This window comes from Candidatus Uabimicrobium amorphum, assembly GCF_009002475.1.
In the GTDB taxonomy this organism is placed as follows: domain Bacteria; phylum Planctomycetota; class Uabimicrobiia; order Uabimicrobiales; family Uabimicrobiaceae; genus Uabimicrobium; species Uabimicrobium amorphum.
The window spans coordinates 5,559,952-5,576,202 of the sequence record NZ_AP019860.1 but is presented as its reverse complement, the minus strand read 5'-3'; the positions used below and the strand labels follow the sequence as shown (position 1 = coordinate 5,576,202).

The 16,251-nt window shown below is 38.5% G+C and carries 11 protein-coding genes; 10 read left to right on the top strand and 1 reads right to left on the bottom strand.

The window, feature by feature from the left end; translation table 11 throughout:
• Positions 1 to 10: 10 nt before the first annotated feature.
• From UABAM_RS20330 to UABAM_RS20305, 6 genes are all read left to right on the top strand, one after another.
• Positions 11 to 913, top strand: coding sequence for a DUF72 domain-containing protein (locus tag UABAM_RS20330; protein WP_151969831.1), 903 nt, complete (start codon positions 11 to 13; stop codon positions 911 to 913).
• A 9-nt stretch (positions 914 to 922) separates the two neighbouring features.
• A complete protein-coding gene (locus UABAM_RS20325; protein ID WP_151969830.1) occupies positions 923 to 2,152 on the top strand; it encodes a M20/M25/M40 family metallo-hydrolase in 1,230 nt (409 codons plus the stop codon).
• Positions 2,153 to 2,166: 14 nt separating this feature from the next.
• Positions 2,167 to 3,297, top strand: a complete 1,131-nt coding sequence (locus UABAM_RS20320) for a leucine-rich repeat domain-containing protein (RefSeq protein ID WP_173013452.1) — start codon at positions 2,167 to 2,169, stop codon at positions 3,295 to 3,297.
• 166 nt (positions 3,298 to 3,463) lie between these two features.
• Positions 3,464 to 7,390, top strand: a complete 3,927-nt coding sequence (locus UABAM_RS20315; protein WP_173013451.1) for a chemotaxis protein CheB — start codon at positions 3,464 to 3,466, stop codon at positions 7,388 to 7,390.
• Positions 7,383 to 7,832: a response regulator gene (locus tag UABAM_RS20310; protein ID WP_151969827.1), complete on the top strand. Its 450-nt coding sequence runs from the start codon at positions 7,383 to 7,385 to the stop codon at positions 7,830 to 7,832. Before UABAM_RS20315 ends, UABAM_RS20310 begins: the two co-directional genes overlap by 8 nt.
• Positions 7,833 to 7,854: 22 nt before the next feature.
• The gene (locus UABAM_RS20305) at positions 7,855 to 9,432 is read left to right on the top strand and encodes a hybrid sensor histidine kinase/response regulator (protein ID WP_151969826.1); all 1,578 of its coding nucleotides are present in this window, start codon (positions 7,855 to 7,857) and stop codon (positions 9,430 to 9,432) included.
• 94 nt (positions 9,433 to 9,526) lie between these two features.
• Here UABAM_RS20305 and UABAM_RS20300 read toward each other — a convergent pair whose 3' ends face one another.
• The gene (locus tag UABAM_RS20300; protein WP_151969825.1) at positions 9,527 to 10,402 is read right to left on the bottom strand and encodes a DnaJ C-terminal domain-containing protein; all 876 of its coding nucleotides are present in this window, start codon (positions 10,400 to 10,402) and stop codon (positions 9,527 to 9,529) included.
• A gap of 320 nt (positions 10,403 to 10,722) precedes the next feature.
• Between UABAM_RS20300 and lepB the strand changes: the two genes are divergently transcribed.
• The 4 genes from lepB to UABAM_RS20280 are packed head-to-tail and all read left to right on the top strand — an operon-like array spanning position 10,723 to position 16,251.
• The gene (lepB, locus tag UABAM_RS20295) at positions 10,723 to 11,355 is read left to right on the top strand and encodes a signal peptidase I (protein WP_173013450.1); all 633 of its coding nucleotides are present in this window, start codon (positions 10,723 to 10,725) and stop codon (positions 11,353 to 11,355) included.
• Positions 11,336 to 14,506 (top strand): WD40 repeat domain-containing serine/threonine protein kinase, encoded by a 3,171-nt coding sequence (locus tag UABAM_RS20290; protein ID WP_151969823.1) that lies wholly within the window; start codon positions 11,336 to 11,338, stop codon positions 14,504 to 14,506. The genes lepB and UABAM_RS20290 overlap by 20 nt, the downstream gene beginning before the upstream one ends.
• Before the next feature lie 27 nt (positions 14,507 to 14,533).
• Complete coding sequence (locus tag UABAM_RS20285) at positions 14,534 to 15,679, top strand: serine/threonine protein kinase (RefSeq protein ID WP_173013449.1); 1,146 nt, start codon at positions 14,534 to 14,536, stop codon at positions 15,677 to 15,679.
• Between the two features lie 2 nt (positions 15,680 to 15,681).
• Entirely contained in the window at positions 15,682 to 16,251 is a 570-nt protein-coding gene (locus tag UABAM_RS20280) for an RNA 2'-phosphotransferase (RefSeq protein WP_151969821.1), read from the top strand.

Sequence of the window (16,251 nt, the reverse complement as noted above, 5' to 3'; positions counted from 1 at the left end):
CGAGGAACTTATGGATTTTGGAAAAGTAGAAAATATTGCCAAAATAGATTTCGCAATGCCCCAAGATCATCCAGATAACATAAAATTGTTCAATTCTTTAGCAAAAGGACAACAGCCTAAAATATATATTGGTTGCCCAGCATGGGCGGATAAAAGTTTTGTGGATAAAATATACCCGGCAAAAGCCAAAAATAACGAATATCTCACTTATTATAGTAAAAATTTTTCCACAATAGAATTTAATAGTACTTATTATGCCATTCCGAAATCAGAAACAATACTCGGATGGAAAGAAAAAGCGCTACCAGGGTTCAAATTTTGCCCAAAAGTTCCCTCTGAAATTAGTCATGACAAGCAAATGATGCACGCCGAAAAAACAACCCAGATATTTAGCGAAACAATATCATTATGGGAAGAATATCTTGGTGTTTGTTTTTTAGTCCTCCCGCCGAGTTTTGCCCCCAACCGCAGTAATATTTTGGTAAACTACATCGCGAATTTTCCTTTGCCTCTGGCCATTGAATTTCGCCACCCACAGTGGTTCGAAAATAACGCTACTTCGCGAAATACTTTTCAAGAATTGCAAAATAACAACGTTGCCACTGTCATTACTGATGTCGCAGGTAGGCGCGATGTTCTTCATCAACGTGTTACTTCCAACACCGCTGTTATTCGCTTTGTAGGAAATGACTTACATACGACTGATTATCAGCGATTAGACGATTGGGTAAAACGCCTAGATGATTGGACAAAAAATGGCATAGACAATGTTTATTTTTTTATGCATCAACATCAGTCAGCATTGGCCATTGACGCCGCTATTTATTTTGTAAATAAGTTGCGCGAAGTATGTAATATAAACGCAAAATTACCACAGTTACTGAAGTTAGATATACAACAAACATTTTTTTAGGTGAAAAACATGGACAAAATTGAAATATACAAAGAACACCTAACGCAAATGGAAAACCAAGCATTTGAATTTTTATATGAGCTTGTTGACGTGAATTCACAAACCAAAAACGCACATGGAGTAAATGTTGTAGGACAAAAATGTATCGACCTATTTGCACTATTGGGGTTTACCGCGGAAATTGTGCCTTCCAAGTTCGATCCGACATATGGTGACTATGTATTCTTAACCCACCAAGGAGAGACCTCTAAAAGTATCGCAATGGTATCTCATTTAGACACCGTCTACTCTGTAGAAGAAGAAAAAAACAATGAATTTTACCTACGTGAAGAGGGCGAAAAGTTGTATGGCCCTGGGGTTTGCGATATAAAAGGCGGAACGATTGTCATGTTTATGGTGCTAAAAACCCTAAAAGACCAAAATCCACAACTGTTTAATAAATATACATGGCATGTACTATTAAACGCACGCGAAGAAGACGGAACCGAGGAATTTTCGCAACTCGCTACAGAGTATGTCACCGAAGAAACACTGGCGGTATTGGTCTACGAGGCGGGAGGCATCGAAGAACAAGGAAGTAACATCGTAACTGCGCGCAAAGGTGTTGCTAGATTTTACATGGAAACAGTTGGTCGCCAAGCTCACTCCGGTACCGACCATCATCGCGGTGCCAGTGCTCTATTGGAACTCGCGCACAAAATCGTCGCTATTGAACAAGAAACCTGCTACAAAAGAGGCTTGACATTTAACGTGGGAGAGGCGCAAGGAGGAGTGGCGATTAACCGTGTTCCCGACCATGCGTATTGCTATATAGATATTCGCACCAAAACCCAGGACGACTTTGATTTTGCCGTCGATTTTATACATCGCTTCGCTGGAGACGGTGTAGTGAGAAGTAACAGCGGCGACTTTCAATGCAAAACCATTGTCAAACAAATGCCTTCCTATCCATGTTGGCCACAAAACGAAGGCAGCGATAAACTTGCGCAAACTTTTGTCGAGGCAGGCAAAGATATTGGACTTCACATAGACCCCAAACCACGAGCCGGAGCAAGTGATGGTTCCTCTTTTTGGCAGATCGCTCCTACTGTAGACGGCCTGGGTCCTATCGGAGCCAATGACCATTGTTCTATTCACAAGCCTAAAGAAGGTAAAGAACAAGAATATATTATTAAGTCGTCTCTTTGCGAAAGAGCGCTCCTAAATATCGTTGCCATTGAAAAATGGCTTAGTGAGTAGCAGGAATTACGACAGTGAGACTCATCAAAGGTAAAACGATCCAAAAATTAGAATCGTATACGCACTACCAGGCATGTACATTTTATCTCGACAACAACAACAAAAACATTGCGCGCAATATACGCTTTACCCATTGTAGCTTTCGCGGAAATACTACTTTGTTCGACTTGCGAGGATGTGAGTTTGATCATTGCGGTGGGAAATTTGCCGTGGATTTCTCCGGCCGCAAACTAGTAAAATTTCCGCAAAATTTACCCAAAAAACTCATATCGGCGGTCAATATTGGCCACAATACTCTCCACTCATGGCAAGGGATCGAAGAGTTAAGCGAAATCGAATCCTTGCAGGCAGAATTTGGCCGTATACGCCGTATTTCCGACGAAATTTTGCAATTAAAAACATTGTCGCATCTCAACTTATACGCCAATTATCTAGAAGTTTGGCCTGTCGAACTCGAACAATTCCCTCAACTGGAATATTTAAACTTAGGAGGAAACCCATTAAAAGAAATTTCACCTCACATACAAAATCTGCGTAACCTTCAGCACTTGAACATACAAAATACGGAAATTAAAGTCTTGCCCACAGAATTTAGTGAATTAACAAAACTAAAAACACTAGATTTAAATCACAACTATCTGCGTAAAATTCCACCTACCATAGAAAATTTGCAAGGTATCTGTGAATTAAATCTCGTCAACAATCAATTGCGCGAATTTCCCATGCAAATACTATCGCTCAAAAATCTACAAGTGTTAGACCTTAGATACAATGCTTTGAAATCCATTCCCGACATATCAAAATTAAGCAAACTACAAAATTTAAGTATTAGCATCGACAATATATCTAGCTTTCCTTCACAAATGGAAAAATTACAAAATCTTACGAGACTCCATGTTGACTGTAATGAAGTGGATTTTTTACCGCATGAGATCACCCAACTCAAAAACTTGGCTGTACTGTGGTTAGACGCCGTAGAAAGTCCTTTACGCAAAATTCCTCTAGTATTAAAAGAAATGAATCAATTGCAACAATTGTTTATTGAGGATGTAAACGAAGGTCTTGTGGAAAAATTAAAATTATGGTTGCCAAAGTGTAAAATTACGGCATTTCCCAAACCTCCACAAGTGATGCCTCGCGCCTAAAACAATAAAAGAACTAGTGAGGAAAAGTTGTATTGCATATTATTTTTTTCATATATGTTGTATAATAGATATATTATTTTTTTGTTTTTTTGAAAAAATATTATTTCTTGTCTCTTTACAAAGATGATTTTATTTGCCTATTCGAATGTCAACCATGGAAACTAGTATGTCTCAAGAAAAAATATTCATTGCCGCTGTGGGAGCATCCGCCGGAGGAATAGAAGCACTAGAAAATTTGTTTTCCAGTTTGCCGCAGCAAATGGGGATTGCATTTGTTGTGATACAGCATTTATCACCCGATTTGAAAAGTATTATGGACGAAATACTCTCTCGTCGTACAGAGATGGAAGTTCTCATTGTAGAAGACGGTATGGTGGTAAAACAAAACAAGGTTTATTTATTGCCGCCAAATCGAGAAGTCATCATCAATGGTGGAATTTTGTACCTGCGAGAAAAAGACAATGACACACTTAGTCTTCCCATAAATACTTTTTTTAACTCTTTGGCCAAAGACTGTGGTAATAAGTCGATTGGAATCATTCTTTCAGGTACAGGAAGAGACGGCTCCAAAGGCATTGAGTCTATTTTTGATGTTGGTGGAAACACCATTGCACAAACCCCGGAAAATGCTAAGTTTTCAGGAATGCCAGAAAATGCAATTCTCACAAACAAAGTAAAACTTGTTCTGAATGTAGATGAAATTGGCTCTACTCTTGCAGAATATATTGAAAATTTTGCATTTTTAGCTGATCATAACAAAAAATTACCATTTCACCGCATCATAAACCTTCTACAACAAAAATTTGATACCGATTTTTCTTTATACAAATTGTCCACCGTAAAAAGAAGGATTGAAAGGCGCACGGAACTGAAGTCGTTTTCCGATACGATGGAATATTTTGTTTTCCTGGAAAACGATCAAGAAGAGCAAAAGATTTTATATCGTGAATTACTCATTGGAGTGACACAATTTTTTCGCGACCCGGAAGCTTTTGAAATATTAAAGATGTCTGTCATTCCTCAATTGATTAAAAGAGAAGAAAAAGATTTACGCATTTGGGTTTCCGCCTGTGCTACGGGAGAAGAGGCCTATAGCATTGCCATTCTCTTAGACGAATACATCGTACAAAACAAACTCGATTTGTCTTTCACACTTTTTGCCACTGACCTCCACGAAGAATCTATCCTCACAGCAAGTGCCGGAAGATTTTGTGAAAACAAATTAAGCAAACTCTCCAAATCTCGAATAAAAAAGTATTTTTCTTTTGAGAATGATGAATATGTTATTCAACCGAGTTTACGAAAAAAAATCGTATTTTCCGTCCATAATTTACTAAAGGACTCACCTTTTACCCAAATGGACTTGATCTGCTGTCGAAATTTGTTGATTTACTTTGAACCAGATGCGAAACAGCGCGCCACTTCTTTTTTATATTTTGCTCTGAGAAACAATGGTTTCTTGTTCCTTGGACCAAGTGAAAATCTCGGATCGTTCATTGATGATTTTTTCCCCATTAGCCATAAATGGAAAATCTACGAAAAGATAGGCCATTCCAAATACTCCTTAGTCGGACAAATAAAGCGCGTACCTTACAAAATAAGAAACGCACTTCCTGTTAGAGACAAACAAGAAATTCGCTTATTAAAACTTTATGATGCTATGTTAGAAACGATAGACATACCTGCTTTTATTGTCGATAAAAGTTATAATCTAGTTCATAGTTTTCCTGGGGCATCTGAATATCTAAAGGTAAAGGGCAGAGCTAGTTTTGACGTATTTTCTATGATTGAAAATCATATGAGATCCATACTAAACTCCGCTTTGAGAAACGCCTTCGACAAGGGCCAGAAAGTCGTCTATCAAAAAGTCCCCCTCCTAACGACAGAAGAGAAAAAATTTATCACAATAACAGTGGAGCCATTTGCTATTTATAGTCCAGACAAACAAGAGTATTTTCTAGTCAAAATAGAGGAACAAAAACAAAGTGTTTCAGAGAATACCAATACTAAATATAAATATGAATACAAATACACCAAAGACCAACAAGAACACATTGAAAGTTTACAACAAGAACTAAAGTACACAAAAGAGTATCTACAAACAACAATAGAGCAACAAGAAACGAGTAACGAAGAACTACATGCCACAAACGAAGAATTACAAGCCGCCAACGAGGAACTACATAGCACAAATGAAGAATTACATTCCGTCAATGAAGAGTTACACACTGTCAATTCAGAATACCGAAGAAAAATAACAGAACTTGCTCAGCTCAATAACGACATGAACAATCTTCTAAAAAGTACAGATGTCAGTATCATTTTTCTAGACAACAATTTTTGCATTCGTAAATTTACCCCAGCAGTCGTCGATATAGTCCCTTTACTTCCCCAAGATATTGGACGTCCCATTCAACACATTCATCACACAATTCAAGCAGATTTTTTAGATGATCTCAAGCAAGTCCAACAGGCAAAAACAAAAATAGAAAAAGAAGTTCGTTATGAGAAAGACCGTTGGCTAATGATGAAAATTTTTCCATACCACAATGAAGTCGGTGTGGTAGATGGAATGGTGTTAAAATTTGTTGATATCACCAAAAATAAAAAGGCAGAAAATATCCTAAAAACCAATAAAGAACGTTTAAAAACCATTATGAATGTCGTAAACGACGGTTACTGGGACTGGAAACTAGGAACAGACGATGAATATTTGAGCCCCAAGTTTAAAGAGATGTTTGGCTATCAGGATCACGAAATGGAGAACAAGGCAAGTGCATGGCAACACTTGATTTTCGCAGAGGATTTTGAAGTGGCGAAAAAAAATTTCCAGCTTCATTTGGATACAGATGGAGAACACCCTTACATACAAGAGGTGAGATACAAGCACAAAAATGGCTCGACGGTTTGGGTATTGTGTCGTGGGCTCGCACTCAAAGATGAAACGGGGAATTTTACGCGTATGGTCGGAACACACACCGATATCACACATCTAAAAAACACAGAAATGGAACTGCGCAATCAACAATTGTTATCCGAAACCATTTTGCAGTACTCCAAAATGGGCGTTATTGTTGTAGACGAAAGTGGAGAATATAAACACTTCAACCCTCAAGCCAAGAAAATCTTGGGAATAACCACGACAAGCAAAGTTTTACCAGCGGTTCATGAAATTTTTTCTCTAGAAAAAAGCCAAACACCTCATTTAGAATATTCCCCTTTTGAAAAAGCTCTCCAAGGAGAACATATATACGAAAAACAATACTTTTGCCAAAAATTTGATCGCAAAAAAAATATCATCGTTTCTTTAAATGCCCATCCTTTACACAAAGGTAATATAACAGGAGCAATTGTTATTTTTGTTGATATGACCAACCACATAGAACAAATGAGGGAATTGGAACGATCGAACTCCGAGTTAGACGACTTTGCCTACATAGCGTCTCACGATTTAAAAGAGCCTCTACGCGCCATTTCCAACCATTCCTCTTTTTTGTTAGAAGATTATGCCCATCAGCTGGATGAAAAAGGTGTCAAACGCTTAAACCGCTTACAGTACTTAACAAAACGTATGCAAAAACTCATCACCGACTTGTTGCATTTTGCTCGCATCGGCAGACAAGAATTCTCCACACAGGAAACAGACTTAAATCTTGTCATCGAAGATGTACAAAAAACGCTTCAAGATCAAATAGAAGAACAGAATGTCGTTATTACACTACAGAAAAAACTACCGACCATTTTGTGTGACCCTGTTTACATCACACAAGTGTTTCACAATTTAATTGAAAATTCTATCAAATACAACGACAAAGACGTAAAACGAATTGACATTGGTTGTAATGAAACCAAAAACGGCAATGTATTCTACGTAAAAGATAACGGTATTGGTATAGATGAAGAATTTTATGAGGAAATTTTTACCATTTTCAAACGTCTTCACAGTACAAAACAACATGCCACGAGTACAGGTGCCGGACTTACATTCGTGAAGAAAATTATCGAACGACTTGGCGGAGCTATTTGGCTAGAGTCAGAGTTAGATAAGGAAACAACATTTTATTTTACTTTTGGGGAACAAACACGTGATTAAACAATTTCAACCCATCCTCGTTGTAGAAGATAGCGATGATGACTACGAAATCACATTTCGTGCTTTCAAAAAAAATGAAAATCTAAAAAACCCAATATATCGTAGTGAAACAGGACAAGAAGCTCTAGACTTTGTTTTCAATAGAGGTAAGTACAGCAACCCTCAACATGCACCGCGACCAGGCATTATTCTTCTTGATCTCAATATCCCAGGAATACATGGAATAAAAGTTTTAAAAACAATCAAAGAGCACGAACAATACAAAACTATTCCCGTGATCGTTTTTACAACATCCGAAAATGAACAAGACATTCAAAAATGTTATATGCAAGGTGCCAACACGTTTATCACAAAACCTGTGGAACTACAGAATTTCTTTGCAACAATAAAAACCTTAAGAGAGTACTGGTTTGGAGCCGCTGTTATACCAAAAAAGTACTAAAAGCCAACTTGGAGATACGACTGTGAACGAACGTTTTAATATTCTGATAATCGACGATAGCTTCGATGACCGGATGCTATACAATGATTTCTTGAAAGGCAACAATATATATGAAGCAGATTCAGGAAGTACAGGCATCGACATATATCAAAATCAAACAATAGACTGTGTGCTACTAGATTACTCCCTACCAGGAAGAAATGGATTGAAAGTACTAAATCTTTTACAAGAGCATGACTCCCACATACCCGTAATTATGCTCACAGGACAAGGAAATGAAAAAATTGCGGTAGAATCCATGAAAAATGGCGCACAGGATTACCTTATCAAAGATGAGATTTCCAAGGAAATATTACACAAATCCGTTTCTAACGTAGTGGAAAAAACCACTCTGAAAAAGCAGCTCGCCGAACGTGCTACAGAATTAGAATCTTCCAATCTCCGCTTAGAACAAGCGTTGTGTGAGCTACAGAAAGTACAGAAGAAAATGGTTTTTCGCGAACGCATGAGCGCTTTGGGCGAAATGGCTTGTGGTATTGCCCATGACTTCAACAATTTTCTTTCCCCTATCCACAATTTCATAGAACTTATGCTCACGGGCCAGCCGGAGATACTCGATGACCCGGAAAAAACAAAAAAATACCTCCGGCTTATTCTAAAATCTACAGAAGACGCCGCAGATGTTGTCAAACGCATGAACAGATTTTACATGCCTTCACCGGGACAATACCAGCAAATCGATTTACAAGCCTTACTCGAGGAAATAAAGTCTCTTACCAGACCAAGGTGGAAAGACCAGGCGCAAACACAAGGAAAAACCATTGAATTCTCATTCAAAATTCACAACGCTCCTGAACTCTATGCAAACAGAAGTGAACTTTCGGAACTTCTCATTAATTTGATTTTTAACGCGATAGACGCCATTGCAGACGATGGGCACATTAATATCCAAGTGTATACCAATGGCGATAAAGTTTTTTTTGAAATAAACGACAATGGAAATGGGATGCCGGAAAATGTAAAGAGACAGTGCTTTGAACCTTTTTTCTCGACAAAGAAAGGACGTGGGTCAGGTTTGGGATTATCGATGGTCTACGGCATTGTCCAACGTCATGGTGGTATGATTGATATAGAAACGAAGCAAGGAAAAGGAACAAAGTTTACCATAGGCTTTATGAAAAAAGCCGTGGAAGTAAAAGAAACCCCAGAACAAGAACCGACGATTCTGCCTGTAAATTCTTTACGCATTTTAGTTGTCGACGATGAAGAGCTGAATCAACTAGCAATGACGGATTTGTTAGAAAACGAGGGACATACGATCAAAACAGCCTCCAATGGCGAAGAAGCTCTTAATGTTTTTGCCTTGGGAGATTTCGATTTGGTGATCACAGATTTGTCCATGCCGCGAATGAGCGGTGACATTCTCGCTGTGAAAATAAAAGAACAAAGCCCCGATACTCCACTGATTATGGTCACAGGCTTTGGTGATATCATAAGTGATATTTCGCAAAAACCACAAATGGTAGATTGTGTGTTAGCCAAACCGCTAAGAATAGAAGATTTACGCAAAGCTTTCCGTCTAGTATGCAACAAATTATAATAGACTTACCTTAACCATAAGAGAATACATTTTTTCATGGGCGGCGTAACACCGCCCTAAATTTTTACTTTGCGACCAAAATTCTTAACTAGCATTAAAATAGCTCCTCAATGGCTTTTTCCTGCTCTTCATTTAAATTTTCGGGTAGACGTACCTTAAATTTCACCAAAAAATCCCCTGTTTGACGTGTCGTTTTTATTCCGTGTTTTTTAATGCGTAGTGTCGCACCCGGTTGTGTGCACGGCGGAACTTTTAATTCAATATTTTTATTGTCCAGGGTCTGCACAGTAATTTTAGTGCCCAGTAAAGCATCCTTGAGGCTAATTTCTTTTTCACAGATCAAGTTGTTTTTATCGCGGCTATATGTTTCGTGTTCTTGGACACGCACTTCAACATATAAGTCTCCAGCAGGACCTCCGTACGAACCTTGTTGCCCCTGACCCGCTATGCGAATTTTTTGTCCCGTATCTATACCTGCAGGAATATCCACACTAACGGTTTTACGCTGTTGGCCAATTTTGATATTCGACTTCCCACCTTTTGCTGCAACGAGAAACGGTATGTCTAATTTTACCTCGGTGTCTCCACCTTTACGCGGACTGGGACGACGCTGATTAAATTGATTGGCAAAACCCCCGCCTCTACTTTGTCCACCTCCGGTAAAAAAAGAATTGAGAAGATCGTTGAGATCCATGCCGCTGGCTCCAGAGGCAAAGCCATCAAAACCACCATCGCCAAAACCATCAAAATTATGAAATCCACCGGCTTTCATCTGGTCATACTTTTTGCGTTTGTCCTCATTCGATAAAATTTCGTTGGCTTCTGCTGCCTCTTTGAATTTCTTTTCCGCATCAGCATTTCCAGGATTTTTGTCTGGATGATATTTTTTTGCTAGTTTGCGATAGGCATTCTTTATCTCCTGAGCACTTGCATCTTGGCTAACCCCTAAAATATCATAATAGTCTTTCATATTTTTGTCCTCTTAAACAAACCTTTATCCTAAAACTTTTCCCATAAGTCTACTAGAGCGAAAATAAGCAAAATTCATACCGATTGTCGCAATTTTGTATTTTAACGTAGTAAAATTAAAATGTCATTGCCTTTTTCCCTTATAATTTATTACAATAAGAGTGATATCTTATGCCCGGTAAATGAAATTTTCCATGTAAAATTTTATTATGTCAAGTGACAGATCTATGCCAAATTGCATGTACCTTTATCATGAATCGCGCCGAGAAATGGTTCGCGATCAAATTTTATGTACTATATACAAACTACTCAGGTAAAAATATGCAAGACGATTTTTTTCATTTTCTCGACAATGAGAAATTTTCGATTCCTTCGGGTAAACAAATCGTGGCTTTTGGACAACTGATCACTTATGTCTCGGTCATTTATATAGTATTTTCCACTTTATTTTTAGACTTGTACCGCGTAACCAGTAACTCGATGTTTCCTACTCTACAAGGAAACGGTCATTTTTGGCATGATGACCGTATCATCGTTTTTAAAGGACTGCTCAATATCGCAAATCCCTCTCGCGGGGACATTGTCGTATTTTTTTCACACAAAAATAGAAAAATGCTGGTAAAACGCGTTGTTGGAGTACCTGGAGATACATTATATATAAAACATGATCGCAACATATATGTAAACGGCAAGCCACAGATTTGCTTTTTTCACCGTAAATATCGCTGGGCTAGATATGTAGATTACAATGGGATGCCTGAAAATGGCTGGGGGAGCAAACCCTTTGTCGTTCCGCAAAACAATTACTTTGTTATGGGGGATAACACCGATAATAGTGAAGATAGTCGTATGTGGGGATGGGTACCACAAAATCGCATTCTCGGAACCGTGTCTTTCATATGGTTTCCTCTTTTTCGAGTAAGGAGTTTTCGAAATGAAAATCTCTCCAGGTGAAATAGTCGCGAAAAAATACAAAATAGAAAAAAAAATCGGAGAAGGCGCAACAGGAGTAGTTTATCTCGCACAAGATGAAATCTTAAGTAAACCAGCGGCTATAAAATTTTTACGCCGAGAATACTCCTTAAACGTCGCACAAAGAAAACGCTTCTTGAATGAAGCACGTGTTGCCTCACACTTTATTCACGAATCTATTGTCGCGATCCGCGAGGTAAGCGAATGGCGTGGCCACCTATACATTGTAATGGATTATCATCAAGGGCAAACTCTTAAAGAACTTATGCAAGAGAAAATGCTCAGCAAAGATGAGATCTATGAGATTAGTGAACAGCTTCTACGCTGTTTATGCGATGCACATAAAAAAAACATCATACATCGCGATATCAAACCTTCGAATATTATCGTTTACTACAACACCAATAATCGTTTGCGTATAAAAATACTTGATTTTGGGCTCGCTTCTTGCGAAGAGTACCAGAACAACATTAGTGGTGGTACTCTAAACTACGTATCCCCGGAACAACTATTAGATGACCCTGTTGACCATCGCAGTGATTTGTATTCGGTGGCCGTATGCGTTTACGAAATGTACACAGGTGTTCTACCTGTTTCAGGTAGCACCGCCAACGAGTTCGTGTATAATTTACTCGATACTCAAAAACACATAAGACAAAACCCCAAGCGCGTATTACCTTCCGGCCTACGCAAAGTTATACTCAAAGGACTTGCATCTGACCCAGATGCTCGTTACCAAAATGCAGATCACTTCTGGAAAGAAATTAAATCAAAACTAAAATTTTCATATGATATTGTCACCGAAAAAATTATCGCTGTTGCCGGTATTCTGCTCGTTTTGTGGTGCGTATCTCTGTTGTGGAACAAGTATACGGTTCATAGTAACTACACATCGTTACTAGAACAAGCTGTAGCATCTTACAACGAGAAAAATTGGGCAAAAGCCATTGAATTTGCCCAACAAGTGCAAAAAGTGAAGCCATGTTATCAAGCGAAAGAAATCATCATAAATAGTACATATACTCAAATAAAAAACGATTTGCTTACCGGTAAAACCGACATGGAGTTTCCACAGGAGTTCGATCAAAAAACACGAGATATTTTAACCCAGTACGCGCGTTTTTACCATGCAACACAGCAAGTCAATAAGCAAGTCAGTACCGAAAATTACCAACGCGCGACTTCTATCATAAAAAAATACCAGGGGTGGAAAAACCATGAGCAATTGCTTCAAAAACAGTTGCAAAGAATTCAAGTGCAGTTCTATATGCAAAAACTCCACAAAGCCATTGAGGATAACGACGCTGTAGACGCCAAAAAATGGTACGACAAGTTACAAAATCAGTTTACTCCAAAACAAAAAAAACAATTACGCGACAAAATATACAATCTTAACGAAAAAAACGACTACAAAGAAGCGATGCGCGAAGGTGAATATTGGAAAGCTATAAGAATCGCGCAAAAGAAATTGCCATTATGGCAGACTAGCTACGAAATGGCAAAGAATGCCCTTACAAAAAAGCTACAGAATTGTATTGTCGTTTCACCACGTACAGGTAAAATTTTATCCAAAAGACTAACTACGGTCGAAGTAAGAATTCCACCGCATATTTCAAGTCAGTATTTGCGAGTGAACGGTGCCCAACTCAAGTATGAAGGAAATGTTTTCTCCACGGAAGTCATTTTGCCTCAGGGTTTACAAAAAATTCGTTTAGAATATCAACGTGGAACTTACAAACAACTTGTCCATCAAATTACTGTGAATGTAGATATTGTCCCTCCCAAGTTACAAATCACCAAACATTTTATCGAAGAAAATTCGCGAAATATTGTTATTGAAGGTACCGCAGAAGAAGACTCGCGGGTCGATACCATTTTTTATGGCGACTACGAAGCGCAACCGCTCAATGCTTCTTTTACAAAATGGCAAATTTCTTTTCCTTTAGGTTTACAAGAAGAAAGTGTTAGCCTAACAGCCCGCGATATTGCCGGCAACACCAGTGTCTATGACTACTCCTTTACAACCGACAAAAAAGCACCGGAACTCTATATTGAGTTTCCAAAAGAAAATGAAAAACTATATCACAACAAAATTACGGTAAAAGGCATTGTCATCGACGACTCGAAAATAAAAGAAATTACCGTGATGTCGCAAAAAGTATCGACCTTTAAAAAAGACAAATGGTATATCTCGATCAAATTGCCCACCGATATAAAGAGTAAAACAACAACTATTCCCGTGGTCGTTCAAGACATTTGGGGTAATGTTCGCGAACAAAAAATTACGGTTGTTGCCGAGTATCTCAAATGGCACGATATCAGTATCTACAAAAAACTCAACTTATTTACCGATAAAATATGGGGCTTGTGCTACGACCACGAAGGAAAGTACCTCGTCAGCGCCGGAAATGGCAAAAAAGTAATCTGGAACACCCAGAATTACAAACCCATCAGTAGAAGAGCGACTTCTATTGTCACCTCAGAGTATTTAAAAATCTCTCCTGCGATCCGTTTTACGGCGTCACTCTTTGCTGATATTACAGGAACCTCAACACCTGATTTTTTCCACCACTCACAAGTAGGTGGCGTATGGCGCGTAACTCATTCTGATTTATACGATCGCGATTTGGGGGATCTCATACGATTTTTTGATCGCCATATATCCTGTATGGCACTATCTCCCAATGGTCGCTATTTAGCGATGGGCCACCACAGCGGTAACCTACGCATCATCGATTTACATCGACGACGCTACGTACTACACTCCAATGTCCACAACGGGGTTATTATGTCTTTGTGCTACTCTCCAGACGGCAAATGGCTGGCCTCTGGTGGTGGGGACTATTATGTTAAATTGTGGGAAATTCCAAAGTTTCATCGCAAAAAACTTCGTCAAAGACATAGCCTACTGGGACATAAGATGTCCGTTACCGCACTAGCTTTTTCTCATAACAATGCCGTTTTAGCTTCCGGATCAAAAGACAAGAAGGTCGCATTGTGGGATGTAGAAAAAGGAGAAATGATTACGAAGTTGTCAGGGCACACAGCACATATTGAATCAATTTCTTTTTCCCCCGTAGAAATGACTTTATGCACAGCTTCGTCTCAAGGAGAGATGTTTATTTGGAAATAGATTTTTTCAACTTTTGAAGGCATGAATATGGTTTCGCACAAAGACTTTTTTTTTAGAAAAGCTGTCCTAAAAACAAACTATCTAACCAAAGAGCAGTTACAACAACTCCAAGAAAAGCAAGACAGTGAACTTAGTTTAGAAGAAGTGGCACTAGAGGAAGGTTTAATCACTCCGGAACAACTAGAGGTTATTCACAAACATATTCAAAAAGAAATGAATCTAGGTGTTACGAGAGAGCTTCCAGGAGTTGTTAAACGTTCGCGGGCTCCCAAAAAACAATATGCTCATTATGAAATACTTGAAGAGATATCACAAACCCCTATTGGAAGAGTATATAAAGCGCGTAATACGAAAAACGATAACAGGGTTGCCATTAAAGAGATTAGTCCCGAAGAGGAGTGCGCTGCCATAGATTTAGAGCGCTTTTTTCAAGATATCGAAAGAACCAAATCGTTAGAACATCCTCATATTGAACGCATCTATGAAATACACAAAGACAACGATCCACCTTTTTTCGTCACAGAACTTATCTCAGGGCAATCGTTAAAAAAGGTAAAATCTCATGGTATGTCGGTACTTAGGGCAGTAGAAGTTGTACAAAAAATAGCACAAGCATTGCATTTCGCCCACGAAAAAAATGTATACCATCGTAATCTAACCCCTGAGAATATATTCATTGACAGCGCTGGAGATCCTATTGTCACTGAATTTGGCATTATCCAACGTGAATATGATGTAGGTGGCATCAAAATATTAGGCACTCCACACTACATGTCACCGGAACAGGCGAGAGGAATACAAAGACAAATAGATCAACAAAGCGACATATTTTCACTTGGTATTATCTTTTATGAAATGTTGAGTAAAAAACTTCCCTTTGAAGGTAAGAATCTCGAAGATATTGTCGCCAATATTCAGGTACAAACTCCTACACCACTCTGTAAAGTCGACAGTCAAATCCCCAAGGCTATCGAATACATTACAGAAAGAGCCTTGAAAAAAGATCGTAAACAGCGTTACAAGTCTGCGGATGAAATGGGCCAAGATTTAGATTTATATTTACAAGGAAAAGAAGTCATAAACGATCATTTTTTCTACAAAAACTTTAAAGCCATCTTGGCAGTTGTTATCGTTATTATTATTGCCGTTAGTATCTTTCTTTTAGGTAAATAAACATGGAACTCAATGAGAATTTACGAAAAAAATTATCGAGATTTATGGCACTCGTATTACGACATAAACCACAAACAATAGGTATAAAACTAGACAGTGATGGTTGGTGCGACTTTGAAACTTTCCTACAAAAAGTCCAAAGAAGCTCACCGCGTTGGCACAAACTCACCGCAGAAAATATCCATACCGTATTAGAGAAGTGCAACAAACAAAGATTCACGATCAAGGACGGACGTATACGTGCAAACCAAGGGCACTCAAATAAAGGTGTTGATTTGCAATTTTCAGAAATTACACCTCAAGAAGATCTCTATCACGGAACTTCTCGTAGCGCATGGGAAAAAATTCGGCAAAGCGGTTTGTTACCCATGCAAAGGCACCATGTACACTTGTCTGCGGATTTAGATACGGCGTGGAAAGTAGGAAAACGATACGATAAAGATCCTGTTATTCTAAAAATTGATGTGCCTGGTTGCCAGGCAGCAGATATTAAATTTTTCATTTCCGAAAACGATGTCTATCTATGCAAACATATTCCTCCACAATTTATACAAGTTTTTAAGCAAAATTAA

Excerpts from the sequence above, each read along its gene's own strand:
- UABAM_RS20300 (WP_151969825.1), bottom strand. The coding sequence starts at position 10,402 with ATGAAAGACTATTATGATATTTTAGGGGTTAGCCAAGATGCAAGTGCT.
- lepB (WP_173013450.1), top strand. The coding sequence starts at position 10,723 with ATGCAAGACGATTTTTTTCATTTTCTCGACAATGAGAAATTTTCGATT.
- UABAM_RS20290 (WP_151969823.1), top strand. The coding sequence starts at position 11,336 with ATGAAAATCTCTCCAGGTGAAATAGTCGCGAAAAAATACAAAATAGAA.
- UABAM_RS20315 (WP_173013451.1), top strand. The coding sequence starts at position 3,464 with ATGTCTCAAGAAAAAATATTCATTGCCGCTGTGGGAGCATCCGCCGGA.
- UABAM_RS20280 (WP_151969821.1), top strand. The coding sequence starts at position 15,682 with ATGGAACTCAATGAGAATTTACGAAAAAAATTATCGAGATTTATGGCA.
- UABAM_RS20285 (WP_173013449.1), top strand. The coding sequence starts at position 14,534 with ATGGTTTCGCACAAAGACTTTTTTTTTAGAAAAGCTGTCCTAAAAACA.
- UABAM_RS20330 (WP_151969831.1), top strand. The coding sequence starts at position 11 with ATGGATTTTGGAAAAGTAGAAAATATTGCCAAAATAGATTTCGCAATG.
- UABAM_RS20325 (WP_151969830.1), top strand. The coding sequence starts at position 923 with ATGGACAAAATTGAAATATACAAAGAACACCTAACGCAAATGGAAAAC.